Source organism: Collinsella sp. TM04-29 (genome assembly GCF_003466565.1).
Taxonomy (GTDB): Bacteria; Actinomycetota; Coriobacteriia; order Coriobacteriales; family Coriobacteriaceae; genus Collinsella.
The window spans coordinates 32,519-51,583 of record NZ_QSPW01000001.1; the positions used below are offsets into that span (position 1 = coordinate 32,519).

General features: G+C 64.5%; 17 protein-coding genes. 14 read left to right on the forward strand and 3 right to left on the reverse strand.

Features of this window, described 5'->3' with window-relative positions:
- Window positions 1-131: 131 nt before the first annotated feature.
- The 11 genes from DXD39_RS00120 (at window position 132) to hisE (ending at window position 11,513) form a co-directional block, all read left to right on the forward strand.
- Entirely contained in the window at window positions 132-2,660 is a 2,529-nt protein-coding gene (locus DXD39_RS00120; RefSeq protein WP_117802769.1) for a phosphoketolase, read from the forward strand.
- 542 nt (window positions 2,661-3,202) lie between these two features.
- A complete protein-coding gene (gene hisG, locus DXD39_RS00125; protein ID WP_117802770.1) occupies window positions 3,203-4,918 on the forward strand; it encodes an ATP phosphoribosyltransferase in 1,716 nt (571 codons plus the stop codon).
- A 105-nt stretch (window positions 4,919-5,023) separates the two neighbouring features.
- Entirely contained in the window at window positions 5,024-6,460 is a 1,437-nt protein-coding gene (hisD, locus tag DXD39_RS00130; RefSeq protein WP_117802771.1) for a histidinol dehydrogenase, read from the forward strand.
- A 1-nt stretch (window position 6,461) separates the two neighbouring features.
- Window positions 6,462-7,577 carry a histidinol-phosphate transaminase gene (gene hisC, locus DXD39_RS00135; RefSeq protein WP_117802772.1) on the forward strand — a complete coding sequence of 372 codons (1,116 nt, stop codon included), beginning with the start codon at window positions 6,462-6,464 and terminating at the stop codon, window positions 7,575-7,577.
- Window positions 7,578-8,165: an imidazoleglycerol-phosphate dehydratase HisB gene (gene hisB, locus DXD39_RS00140; protein ID WP_117802773.1), complete on the forward strand. Its 588-nt coding sequence runs from the start codon at window positions 7,578-7,580 to the stop codon at window positions 8,163-8,165.
- Between the two features lie 79 nt (window positions 8,166-8,244).
- A complete protein-coding gene (locus DXD39_RS00145) occupies window positions 8,245-8,946 on the forward strand; it encodes an imidazole glycerol phosphate synthase subunit HisH (RefSeq protein WP_233541061.1) in 702 nt (233 codons plus the stop codon).
- The gene (locus DXD39_RS00150) at window positions 8,943-9,686 is read left to right on the forward strand and encodes a HisA/HisF-related TIM barrel protein (RefSeq protein WP_117802775.1); all 744 of its coding nucleotides are present in this window, start codon (window positions 8,943-8,945) and stop codon (window positions 9,684-9,686) included. Before DXD39_RS00145 ends, DXD39_RS00150 begins: the two co-directional genes overlap by 4 nt.
- A 3-nt stretch (window positions 9,687-9,689) precedes the next feature.
- Window positions 9,690-10,472, forward strand: coding sequence for an imidazole glycerol phosphate synthase subunit HisF (gene hisF, locus DXD39_RS00155; protein ID WP_117802776.1), 783 nt, complete (start codon window positions 9,690-9,692; stop codon window positions 10,470-10,472).
- A gap of 142 nt (window positions 10,473-10,614) precedes the next feature.
- On the forward strand, window positions 10,615-10,956 hold the full coding sequence (gene hisI / locus DXD39_RS00160) for a phosphoribosyl-AMP cyclohydrolase (RefSeq protein ID WP_117802777.1): 342 nt from the start codon (window positions 10,615-10,617) through the stop codon (window positions 10,954-10,956).
- Complete coding sequence (locus DXD39_RS00165) at window positions 10,953-11,180, forward strand: hypothetical protein (RefSeq protein WP_117802778.1); 228 nt, start codon at window positions 10,953-10,955, stop codon at window positions 11,178-11,180. Before hisI ends, DXD39_RS00165 begins: the two co-directional genes overlap by 4 nt.
- 15 nt (window positions 11,181-11,195) lie before the next feature.
- A complete protein-coding gene (gene hisE / locus DXD39_RS00170; RefSeq protein WP_117583614.1) occupies window positions 11,196-11,513 on the forward strand; it encodes a phosphoribosyl-ATP diphosphatase in 318 nt (105 codons plus the stop codon).
- A 27-nt stretch (window positions 11,514-11,540) separates the two neighbouring features.
- Here hisE and DXD39_RS00175 read toward each other — a convergent pair whose 3' ends face one another.
- The 3 genes from DXD39_RS00175 to DXD39_RS00185 all read right to left on the reverse strand — a co-directional run bounded on the left by DXD39_RS00175 (window position 11,541) and on the right by DXD39_RS00185 (window position 16,670).
- Complete coding sequence (locus DXD39_RS00175; RefSeq protein ID WP_117802779.1) at window positions 11,541-12,452, reverse strand: PHP domain-containing protein; 912 nt, start codon at window positions 12,450-12,452, stop codon at window positions 11,541-11,543.
- Between the two features lie 232 nt (window positions 12,453-12,684).
- On the reverse strand, window positions 12,685-13,104 hold the full coding sequence (locus DXD39_RS00180) for a nitrous oxide-stimulated promoter family protein (RefSeq protein ID WP_117802780.1): 420 nt from the start codon (window positions 13,102-13,104) through the stop codon (window positions 12,685-12,687).
- Window positions 13,104-16,670: an ATP-binding cassette domain-containing protein gene (locus DXD39_RS00185; protein ID WP_117802781.1), complete on the reverse strand. Its 3,567-nt coding sequence runs from the start codon at window positions 16,668-16,670 to the stop codon at window positions 13,104-13,106. Before DXD39_RS00185 ends, DXD39_RS00180 begins: the two co-directional genes overlap by 1 nt.
- 382 nt (window positions 16,671-17,052) lie before the next feature.
- On the opposite strand from DXD39_RS00185, the gene larC reads away from it, so the two are divergent.
- The 3 genes from larC to mazG are packed head-to-tail and all read left to right on the forward strand — an operon-like array spanning window position 17,053 to window position 19,007.
- Complete coding sequence (gene larC, locus DXD39_RS00190; RefSeq protein ID WP_117785985.1) at window positions 17,053-17,538, forward strand: nickel insertion protein; 486 nt, start codon at window positions 17,053-17,055, stop codon at window positions 17,536-17,538.
- Window positions 17,539-17,595: 57 nt separating this feature from the next.
- Window positions 17,596-18,144 (forward strand): phosphodiesterase, encoded by a 549-nt coding sequence (yfcE, locus tag DXD39_RS00195; RefSeq protein WP_117646212.1) that lies wholly within the window; start codon window positions 17,596-17,598, stop codon window positions 18,142-18,144.
- Between the two features lie 2 nt (window positions 18,145-18,146).
- Window positions 18,147-19,007 carry a nucleoside triphosphate pyrophosphohydrolase gene (mazG, locus tag DXD39_RS00200; protein ID WP_117802782.1) on the forward strand — a complete coding sequence of 287 codons (861 nt, stop codon included), beginning with the start codon at window positions 18,147-18,149 and terminating at the stop codon, window positions 19,005-19,007.
- Window positions 19,008-19,065 lie beyond the last annotated feature (58 nt).

Consider the following 19,065-nt stretch of genomic DNA (forward strand, 5'->3'; position numbering starts at 1 on the left):
TTGCTAATCGATGGGATTGATAAGGGTGGTAAAACGTTTTTTCACCATGATAAAACGTTTTAGCAAATATACTGGTCCCAACGAAAGGTTGCCGTATTGGAGGGTGACCGCACAGCGAAGGGACATAAACAATGGCTAAAACACTGGGGACGCCGTGGCAAAAGCTGGGCCACGAGGTGCCGGCTTCCGAGCTCGAGGGCGTCGACCTGTATTGGCGCGCATCGAACTATCTGTCCGTCGGTCAGATCTACCTTCGCTCTAACCCGCTAATGCGCCCCGACTTTGTCGACGAGAAAACCGGTGAGGTGCGCGACTTCGGTCGTCCGGACGTTAAGCACCGCCTGGTTGGCCACTGGGGCACCACGCCCGGCATCAACTTCCTGTTCGGTCACGTCAATCGACTGATCGCCGACCACAACCAGAATGCTATCTTCTTGATGGGCCCTGGTCACGGTGGCCCCGCCGGTACTGCTCAGTCGCTGCTCGACGGCACCTACCGCGAGATTCGCCCCGACATCACCAATGACGAGGCAGGCCTGCAGAAGTTCTTCCGCCAGTTCTCCTATCCCGGCGGCATCCCGAGCCACTTTGCGCCCGAGACGCCCGGTTCCATCCACGAGGGCGGCGAGCTCGGCTACACGCTCAGCCACGCTTACGGTGCCGTCATGGACAACCCGAGCCTGTTGGCCGTGGCCGTGGTGGGCGACGGCGAGTCCGAGACCGGCCCGCTCGCGACCTCTTGGCAATCCAACAAGCTCGTGAACCCGGCAACCGACGGTATCGTTTTGCCGATCCTGCACCTCAACGGCTACAAGATCGCCAACCCCACCATCCTCGCCCGCGTGTCCGATGAGGAGCTCACCAAGTTCTTTGAGGGCATGGGCTATAAGCCGCACTTCTTTGTCGCCGGCTTTGACGACGAGAGCCACGCAAGCATTCATGCGCGTTTCGCTGCCCTGTTTGAGCAGGTCTTTGACGAGATCTGTGACATCAAGGTCACCGCGCAGGCCCAGGCCGCCGCAGGCGAGACCGTGGTCCGCCCGGCCTACCCCATGATTGTGTTCCGTACGCCCAAGGGCTGGACTTGCCCCAAGCACATCGACGGCAAGAAGACCGAGGACTCCTGGCGCGCGCATCAGGTGCCGCTGGCGAGTGCCAAGGACACCCACGAGCACTTCCGCGTGCTGCGCGAGTGGCTGCGTTCCTACAAGCCCGAGGAGCTCTTTACGCCCGAGGGCCAGGTGCGCCCCGAGGTGACGGCCTTTATGCCGACTGGCGAGCTGCGTATCGGCGCCAATCCCAACGCGAACGGCGGCAAGGTGCGCCGCGAGCTCGAACTCCCCGATATTCATGCCCACGAGATTCCCGTTGCCGAAAAGGGTCACGGCTGGGGTTCCACCGAGGCCGCTCGCGTCTTTGGTGAGTACACCGCCGACGTTCTGGCCAAGAACATGGACGACTTCCGCATCTTCGGTCCCGACGAGACCGCGTCTAACCGCCTGCAGGCCGCCTACAAGGTAACCAAGAAGCAGTGGGACGCCGGCTTCTACGAGGACGAGGCCAACGACGAGCTGCTGGCAGGCTCCGGTAAGGTCGTCGAGCAGCTGTCCGAGCACCAATGCGAGGGCTTCCTCGAGGCCTACGTGCTCACTGGCCGTTCCGGCGTGTGGAGCTCCTACGAGAGCTTTGTCCATGTGGTCGACTCCATGGTCAACCAGCACTGCAAGTGGCTCGAGGCTACCAAGCGCGAGATTCCGTGGCGTGCCCCCATCAGCGGCCTTAACATTTTGCTGTCGAGCCACGTCTGGCGTCAGGACCACAACGGCTTCTCGCATCAGGACCCCGGCTTTATCGACCTGCTGCTCAACAAGGCCAACGACACGCACGTCGTAAACGCCTACTATCCGGCCGACGCCAACATGGCTCTCGCCGTGGCCGAGCGCGTCTACCAGTCCACTGACTGCGTCAACGCCATCTTCTGCGGCAAGCAGCCTGCTCCGACCTTCCAGACGGTCGACGAGGCCAAGGCGGAGCTCGCCGAGGGCGTTGCGACCTGGGAGTGGGCATCGACCGCCGATTCGCTCGCCGAGGCCGACGTCGTGGTCGCCACCTGCGGTGACGTGCCGACGCTTGAGGCTCTGGCTGCAACCGACATGCTGCGCGAGCTGGGCATCAAGGTATGGTTCGTCAACGTGGTCGACCTGCTCAAGATCCAGAACGTCTGCGAGAACGACCAGGCTCTCAGCGACGAGCGCTGGGCTGAGCTGTTCGGCTGCGGCGAGAAGCCCGTCCTCTTCGCGTTCCACGCTTATGCCGGCACGATTCGCCGTCTGATTTGGAACCGCCCCGGCCACGATGCCTTCCGCGTCCACGGCTACGAGGAGAAAGGCTCCACGACAACGCCGTTCGACATGCTGCGCCTGAACAACATGGACCGCTGGGCACTGGCCGCCGACGTGCTGCGCCTGGTCGACGCCGATAAGTTTGCGGAGCAGATTGATAAGTGGGAGGCATTCCGCACCGAGGCCTTCGAGTTCGCGTGCGATGAGGGCTACGATCACCCGGCCTTCACCGACTGGGTCTGGCCCGACGCCGCAGCCGCAACAGCAGCCGACGGCGCGCTCTCCGCAACGCAGCTTACTGCCGGCGACAACGAGTAGGTAGGCATCCGGGACGGTCTCGCGCTGGGGCCTTGCCCGGCGGGGTGGCTTTGTCTGGGGAAGTGGGCTTCGCGAACTTCCCCAGACAAAGCCACCCCGCCGGGCAAGGCCCTCTCGACCGTTTCGATCTGCGGGGGCTGATATTTTTTATGTAATGGGGACTTTGCTGATGCTGCCCCGGAGACCGCATATCTAACTTTGGTCAGCCTGAAATGCATTGCCGGGGCTGGGGCGCCTGCTTTGTTTTGAGAAGTTCGCGAAGCCCACTTCTCAAAACAAAGCACGCCTCCCCGGCCCTCGTCTGTAAACTCTTCCGCTGAGCGAGCGGGAGCTCGGACGTTTTTTCGGATGGACTGTCGATGCCCTTCGCTGTAGAGGCGGGCCGCGGGCAATCCGCTCCAATGTTTCCAAATGAATACGGTGTGAGCGGCTGCGACGGATTTTCCCCGCAAGCACTCTAGTATGCTAAAGTACCCAGAAGACCGGCGGAGCTATGCCGGTCTTCTGCTCTATATGAAACACAGCATGAGGAGGCTCACCAGATGACGGCCACACCGTGGGGATTCCGGGACATATTGCCCGAGGAGGCTCAGGCGCGCGAGGAGATTGCGCTGACGGTGAAGGGCTGCTTCAGGGAGCATCATTACCTTCCGGTCGAGACGCCGCTGCTCGAGGACAAGGGTTCGCTCGAGGAAGGCGGCCGCATTGCGGACACGCCGTTTAAGCTCTTTGATGACGACGGTCGCCTGCTGGTGGTCCGTCCCGACAACACATTGCCGATCGTGCGTCTGGTTTCGACCCGCATGCGCGCGGCCGACCTGCCCCTACGCCTGCGCTACGAGGCGCCGGTGGTTCGTGAGTACCAGCGCAATGCCGGCGGCTCGCGCCAGTTTACACAGCTGGGCTTTGAGCTTATCGGTGCGGGCGACACCGCGGGCGATGTCGAGATTGTCTCGCTCGTGGCCGAGGCGGTGCGCAAGCTGGCGCTGCCCGATGCGCGCATTATCGCAGGTAGCGTGCGTCCGTTTAAGGAGCTGCTCGCGGCGTGCGAGGATCGCGAGCTGGCCGCCGAGGCCTTGCGCTGCGTGCACGCCAACGACTTTGTGGGCCTCGATGCCCACGTGGCGGCAAGCGTCGAGTCCGATGCCGTCAAGGCCGCCATTAGCGAGCTGCCGCGTCTGCACGGCGGTGCCGAGGTACTCGACCGCGTGGACGCGCTGCTGGAGGCCGCCGGTATCGTCGCGCCGCTGACGCGCGAGCTGCGTGCCCTGGTCGAGGGCCTGGCACCCGAGGACGCCCAGGTGCTGTCGTTCGACTTCTCTATCATGAACTCTTTCGATTACTACACGGGCCTGGTCTTTAAGGCCTATGCCGGCGGCTTGCCCGATCCGGTCGGTTCGGGCGGACGCTATGACTCCATCTTTACCGGCGCATTTGGCGTCGGTATCGAGGTGCCGGCGGCGGGCTTCGCCTTTTCGCTCGAGCGCCTGGAGGCCGCGCGCACCTCGGCCGAGGATGCCGCTTCCGATGGCGACCATGCCGCGGGCCGTGGCGCCGAGGGCCCGCTGCGCATCGCCGTGCCCAAGGGCTCGCTTAAGGCCGACACGCTCGACGTGCTCGAGGCCGCGGGCTTGGACGTCTCTGAGCTGCGCGACCCCGGCCGTCACCTGATCGTGCGCGGCCGCGACACACGTGCCGGCGAGGGCGCGGTCGGCGATATCGAGTTTGTCATCGTGCGTCCCAGCGATGCGCCTGCCTTTGTGGGCTGCGGTGGTGCCGATTGCGGCATCTGCGGTTGGGACTCGCTCATCGAGGCCGACCTCAACCTGCTGCAGCTGGTCGATTTGGGCTACGGCCTGTGCACCTTTATCGAGGCGGAGCCCGCGTGGCGTGCTGGCCAGGCCGAGCGCAACTATGCCCGCCGCGGGTCGCTTCGCGTGGCAACCAAGTACCCGCGCATCGCGAGTGCCTGGTATGCCGAGCGCGGCGTGAATGTCGACATCGTTTCGCTGCACGGTAACATCGAGCTGGGCCCCATCGTCGGCATGACCGATCGCATCGTGGATATTACCGCCACGGGTGCCACGCTGCGCGACAACGACCTGGTCATCACCGGCCGCATCATGGACTGCACTGCCCGCTTCTTTGTCAACCCGGGCGCCGCGCGCCTGGATCCGCGCGTACGCAATCTGGCAGATCGCTTGGCGGCAGCCGTGAAGGACAAGCATTTTGAGCCCGTTGCGGGCTCGGCACAATAGCGCGAGCACGCACGGGCGCCCCAACGTCCGGGCGGCGGGCCGACTGACGCCGCCGCCCGGTCTCTCGTTTTTCGAACAAAACCTCGACCGATAGGGGATACCGATATGAAGACTATCAAGCTTGCTCCCGGTGAGCGCCTCGTTACCAACCAGCTCAACCGCAAAGGCGTGCTGCCGCAAAACATCGTCGACGCCGCCCGCGATATCGTGGCCAACGTGCGCGCCAACGGCGATGCCGCGGTGCGCGATTACTGTCAGCGTTTTGACGGCGTTGAGCTGCAGAGCTTCCGTCTGCCGCAAGAGCAGATCGATGCCGCGCTCGAAGGCCTCGACCCCGCTTTTGTCGCCGCGCTCGAGAAGGCCGCGCGTCAGATTCGCGAGTTTCACCAGCGCGAGGTCGAGCAGAGCTGGTTTACCACGCGTCCGGACGGCACGATGCTCGGCGTCAAGGTGACTCCGCTTGCTGCGGCTGGCATCTACGTGCCGGGCGGTCGCGCGCAGTACCCCTCCACCGTGCTCATGAACGCCATTCCCGCCAAGGTGGCCGGCGTCAAACGCGTGGTCATGGTAACCCCGCCGCAAAAGGATGGACTGATTAGCCCGTATACGCTCGCGGCCGCCAAGCTCGGCGGCGTGGACGAGATCTATATGGTGGGCGGCGCCCAGGCCGTGGCCGCGCTGGCGTACGGTACTGAGACCATTCCGCGTGTCGACAAGATTACCGGCCCGGGTAACGCCTTTGTCGCCGCTGCCAAGCAGATTGTCTCGGGTGATGTGGGTATCGATATGGTCGCCGGTCCCTCCGAGGTTTGCGTGTTGGCCGATACCACGGCCAAGCCCATGGTAGTCGCGGCCGACCTGATGGCCCAGGCCGAGCACGATCCGCTGGCGGCCTGCTATCTGGTGACCTGCGACGAGCAGTTTGCGCGCGAGGTCGAGGCGGGTGTCGACATTCTGGTGGCGCAGTCCCCGCGCGCCGAGATCACACGCGCCTCGCTCGATAACGAAGGCGCCATCGTGGTAGCCGCCGACATGGCTGCCGCCGTCGAGGCCGTGAACACCGTGGCGCCCGAGCACCTTGAGCTGCACTGCAAGGATGCGATGGGCCTGCTCGGCGGCATTCGCAACGCCGGCGCCATCTTTGTGGGCGCTTGGAGCTCCGAGCCGCTCGGCGATTATGTTGCCGGCCCCAACCACACGTTGCCGACCGGCGGCACGGCCATGTTCTCTAACCCGCTTTCGGTCGAAGAGTTCGTCAAGCGCTCGAGTGTCATTTGCTATACACCCGAGGGCCTGCTCTCGGACGCTCCCGCCACACAGCGTCTAGCCGAGGCCGAGGGGCTGTGGGCACACGCGCTTTCGGCCGCACTGCGTCGCCGCGTGCTGGAGCAGGGCGAGGGTGCCGTGAGCGCCGAGTCGCTCGCCGCGGCCGACCTGACCAAGGTTGCCTGGCCGGGCGACGCCGTGGAGACGGTTGCCGAGGGAGTGAACCTGGCGGCTGCAAGCGCGGATGTTGCCGGCGTGACCGGCGAGGAGGTCTAATATGGCCGAACTCACGCCGCGCATGAAGGAGCTCGTCCAGCCCTATCTGGCCGGCATTGAGCCCTACAATCCTAACTTTACGCCCACGCGCATCAATCTTTCGGCCAACGAGAACACCTATCCCGTGCCCGTCGGCGTGCGCGAGGCGGTTGATGCGGCCCTGGCTGCCACACCGCTCAACCGCTATCCCGATCCCATGTCGAACGACCTGCGCGACGAGCTTGCTGCCCGGCATGGCGTGACGCGCGAGAATGTCTGCGTGGGAAACGGCGGCGACGAGCTGCTCTATAACTATCTGCTGGCGTTTGGTGGCGCGGGGAGGACCCTGCTCAACTGCCCGCCGTGCTTTAGCGAGTATGCCTTCTTTGCGTCTCTGTGCCAGACCGAGGTGCGCGATGTGTGGCGCGACCCGGCGACCTTTGAGCTCGACCAGGCAGCCGTGCTTGCGGCGGCACCCGAGTGCAACCTGGCCATCGTGACCTCGCCCAATAACCCCACGGGTGACGTGGCACCGCTCGACTTTGTCGCGGCGCTGTGCGATGCGTGCCCCGGCATGGTCATGGTCGACGAGGCCTACGTTGAGTTTGCCGACGATTCGTTTGGCGCGGCCACCACGGCGCAGGGACTTATCGCCGAACATCCCAACCTGGTGATTCTGCATACGTTGTCCAAGGCGTTTGGCGCTGCCGGTACGCGTCTGGGTTACGTGATCGCGGCACCCGAAGTCATCGACGTGTTCGCGGCGATTCGCCAGATCTATTCGGTCAATGTGCTGAGCCAGGCGGCGGCGCTTGCCTGCGTGCGTGCCCGTAATGCCTACACGCCCGTGGTGGCGCAGGTCGCATCCGAGCGCGAGCGCGAGCTGTGCGCCCTGCGCGCAATGGCTGCCGATGGCCTGCCCGTGGAGGCATGGTCGAGCGCGGCGAACTTTGTGCTCGTGCGCACGCCGCACGCCACACGCGTGCGCGAGCGTCTGCGCGACGAGTATTCGATTTTGGTACGCGACTTTAGCTATGCGCCGGGGCTTGCGGGCTGTCTGCGCATTACCGTGGGTACGCCGCGGGAAAACGACGAGGTGCTGACTGCGTTTGCCGCGCTGGTGAAGGAGGAGATGTAGATGGGCCGTTATGCCGAGGTGACCCGCAAGACGGGGGAGACCGACATTGTCGTCAAGCTCGACCTGGACGGATCTGGCGTGTGCGATATCTCGACCGGCGTGCCGTTTTTCGACCACATGCTCAACGCCTTTGGCCGCCATGGTCTGTTCGATCTGACGGTGCACGCGGTGGGCGACGTTGAGGTCGACGCGCACCACACCGTCGAGGACACGGGCATTGTGCTGGGCGAGGCGTTTTGCCACGCGCTGGGCGACAAGGCGGGTATTACGCGCTTTGCCGACGCGGCGATTGCCATGGACGAGACGCTCGTGATGGCCGCCGTGGACATTTCGGGTCGCGGCCAGGCCTATTGCGAGCTGCCCGTGCCGACCGAGCGCGTGGGTAGCTTCGATACTGAGCTAGCCGTCGAGTTCTTCTATGCCTTTGCGCGCGACGCCAAGCTCACGCTGCACGTGCGCGAGCTGGCGGGCGGCAACTCGCATCACATTATCGAGGCCGCCTTTAAGGCCGTGGGCCGTACGATGCGCCACGCCTGCGAGCTCGATCCCCGCGTGCAGGGCATCCCCAGCACCAAGGGCTCGCTGTAACCGTCACAAGGGTAAAACCACCACGAAGATGCCTGTCCCCTTTGTGGTGGTTTTGGATGATGGGAAATGGAGGGGTCGCGTGGGCGAACCGAAGATCGTGGTGGTCGACTACCACAAGGGTAACTTGTCGAGCGTCGTGCGCGGGCTTGCGCGCGCCGGTGCCGCCGCCTGCACGTCGGACGATCCGGAGCAGATCCGCAACGCCGACGGCCTGGTCATCCCGGGCGTGGGTGCGTTCTATGACGCGATCGCCTTTATGCGTCAGAGCGGCGAGGAGGTGGCCGTGCTCGATGCCGTTGCCGCCGGAACTCCGCTGCTCGGCATCTGCCTGGGCCTTCAGCTATTTTTTGAGCGCGGCAACGAGGGCGTGCCTACGGACGAGGGCGCGGACGCGGACGACGACGCCTCCGGGCAGGCCGGTGCCCCCTGGGTCGATGGCCTGGGCATCATGCGCGGCTCGTGCACGCGCCTGGAGTCGAGCCGTCTGAAGGTGCCGCACGTGGGGTGGGACCAGGTGCACATGACGCCCGCCGGTGCGGCCGATCCGCTGCTTGCCGGCTTTGCCGAGGGTGCCAACATGTACTTCACCCACAGCTACGCGGTGGCCGACGACGCCGATGCCGCCGATGTGCTGGCGCGCACGCACTATACGCGGAGCTTCCCGTGCATTGTGCACCACGGCAACGTGTGGGGCTGCCAGTTCCATCCCGAGAAATCCTCTGCGCTGGGTCAGCGCATCCTTAAGAACTTCGTCAACATCGTCGAGGAGGTTGGCCGATGATCCTGTTTCCCGCAATCGATCTGATCGGCGGCAAGGTCGTGCGCCTGGAGCGCGGCGACCGCAGCCGCTGCAAGGTATATTCCGACGACCCCATGGCCGTTGCCCGCTCGTTTGCCGAGCAGGGCGCGAGCTGGGTGCACGTCGTCGACCTGTCCGCCGCCTTTGGCGAGGACGAGGACGCGTGCGCTGCCAACTCGGCGGCGATTAAGGCTATCTGCGGCGTCGACGGCCTGTCCGTGGACGCGGGCGGCGGCGTCCGCTCGCTCGCGCGCATCGACGAGCTGGCTGGCTTCGGGGCACGCCGTATCGCACTGGGTACCGTACTGGTGACCGAGCCGGGTTTTGCCGAGGTGGCGGCGCAGGGCTTTGGCGAGCTGCTGGTAGCGGATATCGCCGCGCGCGATGGCCAGGTCAAGGTGAACGGTTGGCGCGACGGCGCGGGCGTGGCGCTCGACGATGCTGTGGCGCAGCTTTCTGAGCTGGGCTTTAAGCATCTGGTGTATACCGATATCGCGCGCGATGGCATGCAGACGGGCATCGACGTGGCGGCGTATCGCCATGTTGCCGAGGTCGCGGGTTTTCCCGTCGTCGCCTCGGGCGGCATCTCGACACTCGACGATATTCGCGCGCTTGCCGCGGTGGGCGAGGGCGCGATTGAATGCGCCATTACCGGCCGTGCGCTCTACGAGGGCAACTTTACGCTGGTGCAGGCGCTGGCCGCCGCCCGAGGGGAGGAGTAGCCCATGCTTACCAAGCGCGTGATTCCCTGCCTAGACGTCAAGGACGGCCGCGTGGTCAAGGGCGTCAACTTTGTGAGCCTGCGCGATGCGGGCGATCCGGTGGAGCTTGCCCGCGCTTACGATCGCGAGGGTGCGGACGAGGTCGTGTTCCTGGACATCACCGCCACGAGCGACAACCGTGCGACGACCATCGAGATGGCAGCGCATGCGGCCGAGGAGCTGGCCATTCCCTACACCGTGGGCGGTGGCTTTCGCGATCTTGCGGGCATGCGAACCATGGTGGCGGCCGGTGCCGACAAGGTGTCGCTTAACTCTGCCGCCGTGCGCGATCCGTCGTTGATCAGCCAGGCCGCCGCGGCGTTTGGCAGCCAGGCCGTGGTCGTGGCGATTGATGCCAAGCGCGTGGGCCTGCCCGGTCAGCCGGATGCCGACAAGTGGGAGGTCTTCACGGCGGGCGGTCGCAACGCCACGGGTATCGATGCGGCGGCGTGGGCCGAGGAAGCGGCTCGTCGCGGCGCCGGTGAGATCTTGCTCACCAGCATGGATCGCGACGGCACCAAGGCCGGCTTCGACCTGGCACTCACCCGCGCCGTGGCGCGCGCGGTGCCGATCCCGGTGATCGCGAGCGGCGGCGTGGGCACGCTCGAGCATTTTGCCGAGGGCGTGATCGAGGGCGAAGCCGACGCCGTACTGGCGGCCAGCGTCTTTCACTTTGGAACCTTCAGCATTCGCCAGGTGAAGGAGTATATGGCCTCTCAAGGCATCCCTGTCAGGTTGGACTTCTAGCGCTGCGGCTTGCCCAGGCGCCCGACCTTCCGGCTCCAACCCTCCTCGCGTACTTTAAGTACGCGTCGTCGGGCTGTCGCTCGGAATCTCGGGCACCTGGACAGCCCTCGACGACCTGCGAAGTTTGAATTTGGGGAGAGAAATGGAAGAGATAACCGATCCTTCAAAACTTACGTACGACGCCCGCGGGCTGATTCCTTGCGTGGTTCAGCAGTATGACACCGGTGAGGTGCTTATGGTTGCTTGGATGAACGAGGAATCGGTGGGGCTGACGCTCAAGACCGGTACCACGTGGTTTTGGAGCCGCAGCCGCCAGGAGCTCTGGAACAAGGGCGCGACGAGCGGCAACATGCAGGAGGTCAAGGAGCTTTGGGCCGACTGCGATAGCGATACGCTGCTGGTCAAGGTCGACTCGCCGGATCCGGCCTGCCATACCGGCAACCGTACCTGCTTCTTTAAGCGCGTGGAAGGGGGAGCGCGATGAAGGTCGTGACGCCGTTCGAAGTCGCCGACTGCAACACCGAGCTCCTCCGCGCGGGCGTGCCATGCCGCGTGCACCTGACCGATGCCTGCGGGGCGCAGTCGCTTTGGCTCGAGGCCCAGAAGGAAAGGCTCGATGAGGCCCATGCCGTCATCGTCGAGTTCTTTGAGAAAAAGGGCGCAAAGCCTCGGTTCGATGAGGCCGGTACCTACTTTACGCTGCAGTAACGAGAGGAAATAACCATGGGAGTCAGAACAGCTAACGTGCAGCCGGGAAACATCGGTGAGACGCTGACGGGACTGGCCGAGGTGATTCACGGTCGTCGCGACGCATCGCCGCAGGAGAGCTATACCGCGCGTCTGCTGACCGACGTCGAGGACGAGCTGCTCAAGAAGCTTGCCGAGGAGGCGAGCGAGGTGATCATGGCCTGCAAGGATAACGACCACGATCACATTCGCTACGAGGCCGGCGACCTGATCTACCACCTGCTCGTGACGCTCGAGCGCTACGGCATTACCCTCGACGAGCTGGCCGGCGAACTCAACGCCCGCCGCCACTAGTCATTGGGGACGTTCTTAAACGACTAGTTAGGCGAGGGGCGTGGACTCCCATTCGCTGGTGGCGTGGGGGATGTCGAAGGTTCGATAACCGCAGTCGTAGGCGTGGGCCTGAGCCTCGCGAATGTTCCAGCAGATGTCGCAGGCGCGGTGCGCGTCCGAGCCAAAAGTGATCGGCACCTCGGCATGGGCGAAGCGGCGCAACAGCCCGGTCGCGGGGTAGTAATCGTCGAGCCCCTTGCGCGGTGCGGCGGTCGAGACCTCAACGCGGCGACCCGTATCGTGGGCGCATTCGGCCATCTGCTTCCAAAACGGCGCGGGGTCAAAGTCGGGTGCAAAGCCTTCCTTCGAAAAGCGCATGACCAGGTCGGGATGGGCCATCGCGTCAAAGTTGAGTGAGCTTTCGCAAGCACGGCACCAGTCGTCGACGTAGCACTCCCACACGCCGCGCACGCCTAAGTTTTCCCAAACATGCAGGTTGGTATCGTCGTCGATCCAACCGCAAAGGGAATCGGGTGTATCGGGGCGCGCGACGTCCTCTGTCCCTGCCGTGCCCGCGGCGCCTGCCGCAATATCGCCCGGGTTGCCAATCCAGTGCACGCTGCCCAGACGTACGACGGCGCCCTGGGACCAGTGCTCTACCAAGGGCTCGCAGCCCTCGTACCAATCGCATTCAAAACCGTAGATAAAGGTGAGCTCCGGCGCAATCTGCGCGGCGAGTTTGCGGGCGTCCTCAAAGGCCAAACGATGTGCCGGCAAGTCGCCCTCGACGACCTGCACCTCGCAGTTAGCATCCATACTGGCAGGCAGGGTGAGGTGGTCGGTCGAGACCATGACACGGCATCCGGCAGCAGCGGCGGCACGGACGTTGTCCTCAAACGAGGCGTGCCCGTCCGAGAACGAGGTGTGGGTATGGCAATCGACCAGCGGGCAGGCGGGCATGGCGACTCCTTTGCATTTGGTGAATCCGCTCCATTGTAATGGTGCAGCTCTCAACACGCCGCGCACGCCGGGTGCCGAAATCGAGTGGAAAGGCGGGGCGGCGCGCGGTGCGGCCTCGCTCTAAAATGTGTACGTCAGCCTCCAAAAGCTGCAAAAAATGACATGTTTGGAGGCTGACGTACACGTTTGAGACGAGGGCGAGGGGCGGGGCAGCGCGTGCCGGCGCCGGCGACTACTTGCTTCGTGTCGCCGCTCGTTTGGACTGCACGGTTATAATCGCGTGCCGCACGGCGGTGACGGGACGATAGCGGATCATACGCGGTCCCGACCAGCGCATGACCTCGCGGATCTTCTCGCGCATGGCAGGCCGGTAACAATGCGAAGGACAGGCCGAGCAAAATGTCTTGGTGCCCATGTGCGGGCAGTGCTCAATGCGCGCGATGGCGTATTTCTGCAGCTCGGCGCATTCGGGGCAGAGCGTAATGGTCCGAAGGCCGAGCTTCACGCGCACGGACTCATCGTCGCCAGCCTGTTCGACCGCATGCCCACCGCCATGATGCCCGCGGCACCACAACGCGATCATCTGCGACACCATTTGGGCCTCGCGCTCACGTTTGCGTGCCAGCTCCGGTGTGTCGACCGGGCGTGCCATTAGCTCAGCCTCCCGTGCTCGACCGAAAGCGAGAAATCGGCAAACGCGCAGGTGCTGGCACGGTGGCTTACGAGCACAATGGTCTTGCCGCGGCGCTTGAGCTCGTCAACGGCCTGCATTACGGCTGCCTCGTTGAGAGCGTCAAGTGCGCTGGTGGGCTCGTCGAGCAAGATGAAAGGCGCGTCGTTGAGGAAGATGCGCGCAAGGCCGATGCGCTGGCGCTCGCCGCCCGAAAGCGAGTCGCCCAGCTCGGCAACGGGCGTGTCGAGTCCCTGCGGCAGACGGTCGATGAGGGCGGTAAGCGAAGCGGAGCGGCAGGCATCGAGCAGCTCGGCATCGGTGGCGTTGGCGTGCGCGATCAGCAGATTCTCGCGTACGGTGCCGCAGAACAGATGTGTGTCCTGGGTCATATAGGCCTCGTGGCTGCGCAGGCTCGCCGTGTTGATGTGGCGGGCATCGACGCCGCTCACCGTGATGGTGCCAGCTGCGGGGTCCCAAAAACGCATGAGCAGCTTAAGCAGCGTCGACTTGCCCGAGCCCGAGCGCCCCATGATGCAGGTCATGGTGCCGGGCGCAAAGGTGCAGGTCACGGCGTCGAGGATGAGACTCGCAGCGGTGTCGTTCGCGATCTGCTCCGTGGCGCCCGCACCGCCCGCGTCCACGCCGCCCGCATAACTAAAGCTCACATGCTCGGCTGCGGCGCCGGCAAACTCAACGTCCTGTCCGTCGGCGACCTCGGCGCACTGGGGCTGCTCGTCGAGCAAATCGAGCACGCGTGCGCCCGAGGCGAGCGTCTCCTGCAGTGAGGCACCCAGGCGGCTCACGGCCATCACCGAGCCAAACGACGACACAAAGGTAAAGACGGCGACAAACGCTGCGGCAAAGTTAATCGTTCCTGCAGCCACCAGCTGCAGCGCACGTCCGAGCATCACCAGATTGGCCGCAAGAATAAGCGCATCGGCTACGGCCTCGCTGGCCGCTTGGCGGCGCTTGAGGCGCGCGTCCACGGCGCCGACTTGCTCGGTCAGCTTGCCCAGGGCACGGCTGCGATCGGCGCCACCGGCAAACTGGATAGTCTCGGATGCGCCGCGCAGACTGTCGAGCACAAAGGCACCCAGCTTACCGGCGCCCTCGCGGCTCTGGCGGCCGGTGGTGCCGCATGCCTTGGCCGAGGTCAGGGGCAGCAGCACGCCCAGGACCGCGTAGGCCACGAGCGCGATGCCCGCGAGCTCGGGGTTTACAGCCAGCAAAAAGCCCTCAAACACAACGGTGCAGACCAGAGCTATGGCAATGGGCGAGATGGTGTGCGCGTAGAAGACCTCGAGCAGCTCGATATCCGAGGTGACCAGGCTCACGAGCTCGCCCTTACCGCGGCCCTCGAGCTTGGCGGGGGCGAGCTGGCGCAGGGCGCCAAACACCAGGTCGCGAATGTGCGCGAGCAGACGGAATGCGATGTAATGGTTGCAGAGCTGCTCGCCGTAGTGGAGCGGCCCGCGTGCGATGCCGCAGGCGGCACAGGCCGCACATGCTGCGATAAGACCAAGCCCCAAGGCGTTGCGGCCCAGCGCGGCCATAAGGCCGAGGGCGCCAAAGGCCGGCACGAACGCGGCGGTGAGCATGCCAATGCTGCCCAGCGCGACGGCTAGCACAAGCCAGCCGGCAAGCGGTCGGACGAGCCCCATCATGCGCCACATGATGGACGGCGCCGAGCGACGGGCGCGGCCGGAGTCAGGCGCCGCGGTAGCGGAAGACGAGCCGGCACCGTTGTGGCTATCGGTACAGGCAGTACTGCCGCCAACAGCCTCAACCGCGCCGGCATCCTCAGCATCATCCTCCGCATACGCATATGCCGAGAGCTGCTCCTGGCTGTTCCACATGCGCGCATAGGTGCCCGCGCCCGATAGGAGCTCATCATGGGTGCCGCGCTCGGCAATGCGACCGCGCTCCAGCACCAGAATCTGATCGGCGTCCACGATTGTCGACAGGCGGTGTGCCACCACAATTACAGTGTGCCCGCCGGCGAGCGATGCAATGACCTCGCCGATTGCGGCTTCGCTTGCGGCATCGACGTTGCTCGTAGCCTCGTCAAACACATAGATCGGCGAGTCGTGCAGCAGGGCGCGTGCCATGCACACGCGCTGGCGCTGGCCACCCGAAAGGTTGGTGCCGCCCTCGTTAATCACCATGTCGAGCCCGCCGTTGGCCTGCACAAAGGCCGCCACGCGCGTGCGGCCGAGCGCGCGCAAAAGCTCGGCGTCGGTGGCGTTGGGCTGGGCGAGCAGCAGGTTGTCGCGCAGGGTGCCGGCAAACAGGTAGCCGTTGGTGGGCACCAGCGTGACGGCGCGCATGAGTGAGGTGGCCGTGGCATCGCGCAGTTCAACGCCGCCAATGCGCACGCTGCCGCGGTAGGCACCCTTGCGGCCCGAGATAATCCCCGCGAGCGTGGACTTGCCGCCGCCGCTTTCGCCCACGAGTGCCACGAGCGAGCCGTGTGCAATGGTCGCGCTGGCGCTGTCTAGCACCGTGCGGTCGCCGTATGCATAGCTCACGCCCGCGAGCTCGATATTGCCGCGACCGTCAAGCTCAACATCGCCGCGCTCGGGCTCGGGCGTATCCAAAATGCCAAACATGCGGCGCGAGGCGGCCATGCCGTTCATGGCCGTGTGGAACAGCGATCCCAGGCGGCGCATAGGCAAAAAGAACTCCTGCGACAGAAAGACGATGAGGAAGGCAGCCTCAAAGCCAATCTTGCCCGTGGCGAGCTGCAGCGTGGCTACGATAATGCCGAGCGCGGCGCCCATATAGACGACCAGGTCCATAACGCAAATGGAGCGCAGCTGCATCACCAGCAGGCGCATGGTCGCTGTGCGGAAACGCTCGGACTCGGCGTTGATGCGCTCGTGCCAGCTGCGATCGGCCTGGTAGACCTTAAGGGTGGTGAGACCCTGCACGGCCTCCAGGAACATGCCGCCCAGATCGACATAGCTGCCCCAGTACTCGGCACCGATCTTTTTGGCGTTGCGCATGACCATCATGATGGAGGCGGGGATGACCGGAACGCAGGCGAGCAGCAGCGCGGCGGGAAGACCCGCCTGGCCCACGAGCAGTACAAACAGCGTGATGGGTGTCAAGCCGGCAAAGAAGAGCTGCGGCAGGTAACCGCCAAAGTACACCTGGAGTTGCGTGGCGCCCTCGACGCTGGTCTGGACGGCCTCGGCGGTGGGGGCGGTTTCGGTGTAGGAGGGGCCGAGTGCGGTGAGCTTGTCGTAGACGAGCGAGCGCACGCGGCGGACGGCCTCGAACGCGGCCTTGTCGCCGGCGCGTTTGGCCAGGTAGATGGAGGCGGCGCGCACGATGATGGCGGCGGCGAGCGGCAGGGCCGCCTGTGCGAGGGCATCGACGGCGAGCGCGGCGGAAAGACCGTTCGTGACGATGCCGCCCAAGATGCGCGCAAGCATCCACATCACCGTGATGTTTGCCATGAGCGCGATCCACTTAAACAGGACGCTTGCCATAATGTAGGGCGTTGCCTGCGGAACCAGGGAGAAGAGCCGCTTCTCGAACATGAAACCTCCTATGCCGTAACGGTGCCGGGCTGGGTCCTCGGCAGCCGCTTAGTTAGCCAAATGCAACTAGAGTAACATCGTGCAGCGGGTAAGTATGCCGAGGGTAATTTTTAGCCGATGAACTGCGTAGAAAGTTCAAAATTGTTGAGTGCGGCGAACTTTGTGGTGGACGGAATGCGGGCGCAATTTTGATCGTGTGCGGCCCGCTCCAAAACGTGTACGTCAGCCTCCAAAACCGACAAAAAATGACATGTTTGGAGGCTGACGTACATGTTTGGATAGGGGCAAGGGCGACGACGGACGAAAGTCACGCCTGTGCCACGTTCGATGTGCTAGCGTTTGGGTGAATAAAACGAGCCCGTGCGGAAAGGATCCGGACCGTATGCAACGTGGAAGTACATCTCCGCTGTCCCGCGAGACCGATGCGCCCGAAACCATCGTCAAGCTGGAGTGCGACATCGACGATGCGTCGCCCGAGGTACTCGCCTATGCCGCCGACCGCCTGCGCGAGGCGGGCGCCCGCGAGGTGCACTGGCTGCCCCTCTACTGCAAAAAAGGCCGCCCCGGCTGGCAGCTGCAGGTGATCTGCTCGCATGAGGATATCGAACGCCTGCAGACGATTATCTTTTTGGAAACCACGACCAACGCCGTTCGTCGCCAGGTGATGGAACGCGTTTGCCTGCCGCGTCGTTTTGAGCAGGTAGCGACGCCTTGGGGCGAGGTGGCCGTCAAAGTAGCCACCCTGCCCGACGGCAGTGAGCGTGCGGCGCCCGAGTACGAGGACTGCGCCCGTCTTGCCCGCGAGCATAACGTGCCGCTCCAGCGCGTGATGCAGGCGGCACAAGCCTCGGCACTGCGATTTGAATAGCGCGGCCGGCGACATCTCGCGCCCGGCCACATCAGCCCCACTCCGAAAGGACTTCCCATGAAATACCTCATCGCTTCCGACATTCACGGCTCGGCATACTGGACCGAGCGCCTGGTCGCCGCCATCGAGTCCGAGCAGCCCGACCGCATTGTGCTGCTGGGCGACCTGCTCTACCACGGCCCGCGTAACGACCTGCCGCGCGACTACGCTCCCAAACGCGTGATTCCGCTGCTCAACGCCCTGGCCGACCGCATCATCGCGGTGCGCGGCAACTGCGACGCCGAGGTCGACCAGATGGTCCTCGACTTCCCCGTCATGGCTGACTACGCCACACTATTCGACGAGACCGGACGTGAACTGTTCCTGACGCACGGCCACGTCTTTGGCGCTGGCATGCATAACAGCGTTGATCACGCGCCCGCGCTGCCCGAGGGCTCCGCGCTCGTCTACGGCCACACGCACATCAAGGTTAACGAGGCAAGCGAGGCGCACCCGGGCCTGTGGCTCTTCAACCCCGGCAGCGTGAGCATTCCCAAGGACGGTACGCACAGCTATGGCATCTACGAGGACGGCGCGTTCCGTCACGTGATCCTGGAGGAGGAATAACCATGGCAGAGCAGCTGGCTCAGCAAAATGCCGAGGGCTCGCGCGACCTGTCCACGCTGGTAGACGCGTCGGCCGAGCTGCAGCATCTGGTGCAGACCATCTGGCGCCTGCGTCAGCCCGACGGCTGCCCGTGGGACCGCGAGCAGACGCACCGCAGCATTGGCAAGAACATGATCGAGGAAGCCTACGAGGCGCTCGACTGCATCGAGGCCGACGACGCGGCACACCTGCGCGAGGAGTTGGGCGACGTGCTCATGCAGGTCGTACTGCATGCGCAGATTGCGGCGGATGCCGGCGAGTTTTCGCTGGCCGATGTGGCGCGCGATATCGACGCCAAGCTCATCCGTCGTCACCCGCACGTGTTTGGCGATGCGGATGCCGACAACTCCGACGAGGTGCTCAAGATTTGGGACGAGGCCAAGCTTGCCGAGAAGGCCGCCAAAGACCAGGCCGTGGCGGCAGTCGGGGCCGCACCCGAGGGTCTGCTCGACGGTGTGCCCACGCACCTGCCGGCGCTGATGCAGGCTCAGAAGGTGTCGCGCAAGGCGGCTGCCGTGGGCTTTGAGTGGGAGACGGTCCAGGACGTGTGGGACGAGGTTGCCGAGGAGCGTGCCGAGTTTGAGGCCGAGGCTCCCGGTTCTCCCGAGCGCGAGATGGAGTTTGGCGACCTGCTCTTTGCCCTGGTCAACGTTGCGCGCAAGGAGGGAATTGACGCCGAGAGCGCCCTGCGTGCCAGTACGGCAAAGTTCCGCCGCCGCTGGGCCGCGATGGAGCAGATGGCGGCCGACGCCCACGTGGATCTGGCCGAGCTTTCGACCCACGGCCTCAATGACCTCTGGGATGCCGCAAAGGCAGAGGAGTAAGACTGCGGGGGCGACGGGACGGACTTGTCCCATCGCCCCTATTATTTTTAAAAAGATT

Bases quoted from the DNA above. Each gene is read 5' to 3' on its own strand.
- DXD39_RS00120 (WP_117802769.1), top strand. From the start codon at position 132: ATGGCTAAAACACTGGGGACGCCGTGGCAAAAGCTGGGCCACGAGGTG.
- hisG (WP_117802770.1), top strand. From the start codon at position 3,203: ATGACGGCCACACCGTGGGGATTCCGGGACATATTGCCCGAGGAGGCT.
- hisD (WP_117802771.1), top strand. From the start codon at position 5,024: ATGAAGACTATCAAGCTTGCTCCCGGTGAGCGCCTCGTTACCAACCAG.
- hisC (WP_117802772.1), top strand. From the start codon at position 6,462: ATGGCCGAACTCACGCCGCGCATGAAGGAGCTCGTCCAGCCCTATCTG.
- hisB (WP_117802773.1), top strand. From the start codon at position 7,578: ATGGGCCGTTATGCCGAGGTGACCCGCAAGACGGGGGAGACCGACATT.
- DXD39_RS00150 (WP_117802775.1), top strand. From the start codon at position 8,943: ATGATCCTGTTTCCCGCAATCGATCTGATCGGCGGCAAGGTCGTGCGC.
- hisF (WP_117802776.1), top strand. From the start codon at position 9,690: ATGCTTACCAAGCGCGTGATTCCCTGCCTAGACGTCAAGGACGGCCGC.
- hisI (WP_117802777.1), top strand. From the start codon at position 10,615: ATGGAAGAGATAACCGATCCTTCAAAACTTACGTACGACGCCCGCGGG.
- DXD39_RS00165 (WP_117802778.1), top strand. From the start codon at position 10,953: ATGAAGGTCGTGACGCCGTTCGAAGTCGCCGACTGCAACACCGAGCTC.
- hisE (WP_117583614.1), top strand. From the start codon at position 11,196: ATGGGAGTCAGAACAGCTAACGTGCAGCCGGGAAACATCGGTGAGACG.
- DXD39_RS00175 (WP_117802779.1), bottom strand. From the start codon at position 12,452: ATGCCCGCCTGCCCGCTGGTCGATTGCCATACCCACACCTCGTTCTCG.
- DXD39_RS00180 (WP_117802780.1), bottom strand. From the start codon at position 13,104: ATGGCACGCCCGGTCGACACACCGGAGCTGGCACGCAAACGTGAGCGC.
- DXD39_RS00185 (WP_117802781.1), bottom strand. From the start codon at position 16,670: ATGTTCGAGAAGCGGCTCTTCTCCCTGGTTCCGCAGGCAACGCCCTAC.
- larC (WP_117785985.1), top strand. From the start codon at position 17,053: ATGCAACGTGGAAGTACATCTCCGCTGTCCCGCGAGACCGATGCGCCC.
- yfcE (WP_117646212.1), top strand. From the start codon at position 17,596: ATGAAATACCTCATCGCTTCCGACATTCACGGCTCGGCATACTGGACC.
- mazG (WP_117802782.1), top strand. From the start codon at position 18,147: ATGGCAGAGCAGCTGGCTCAGCAAAATGCCGAGGGCTCGCGCGACCTG.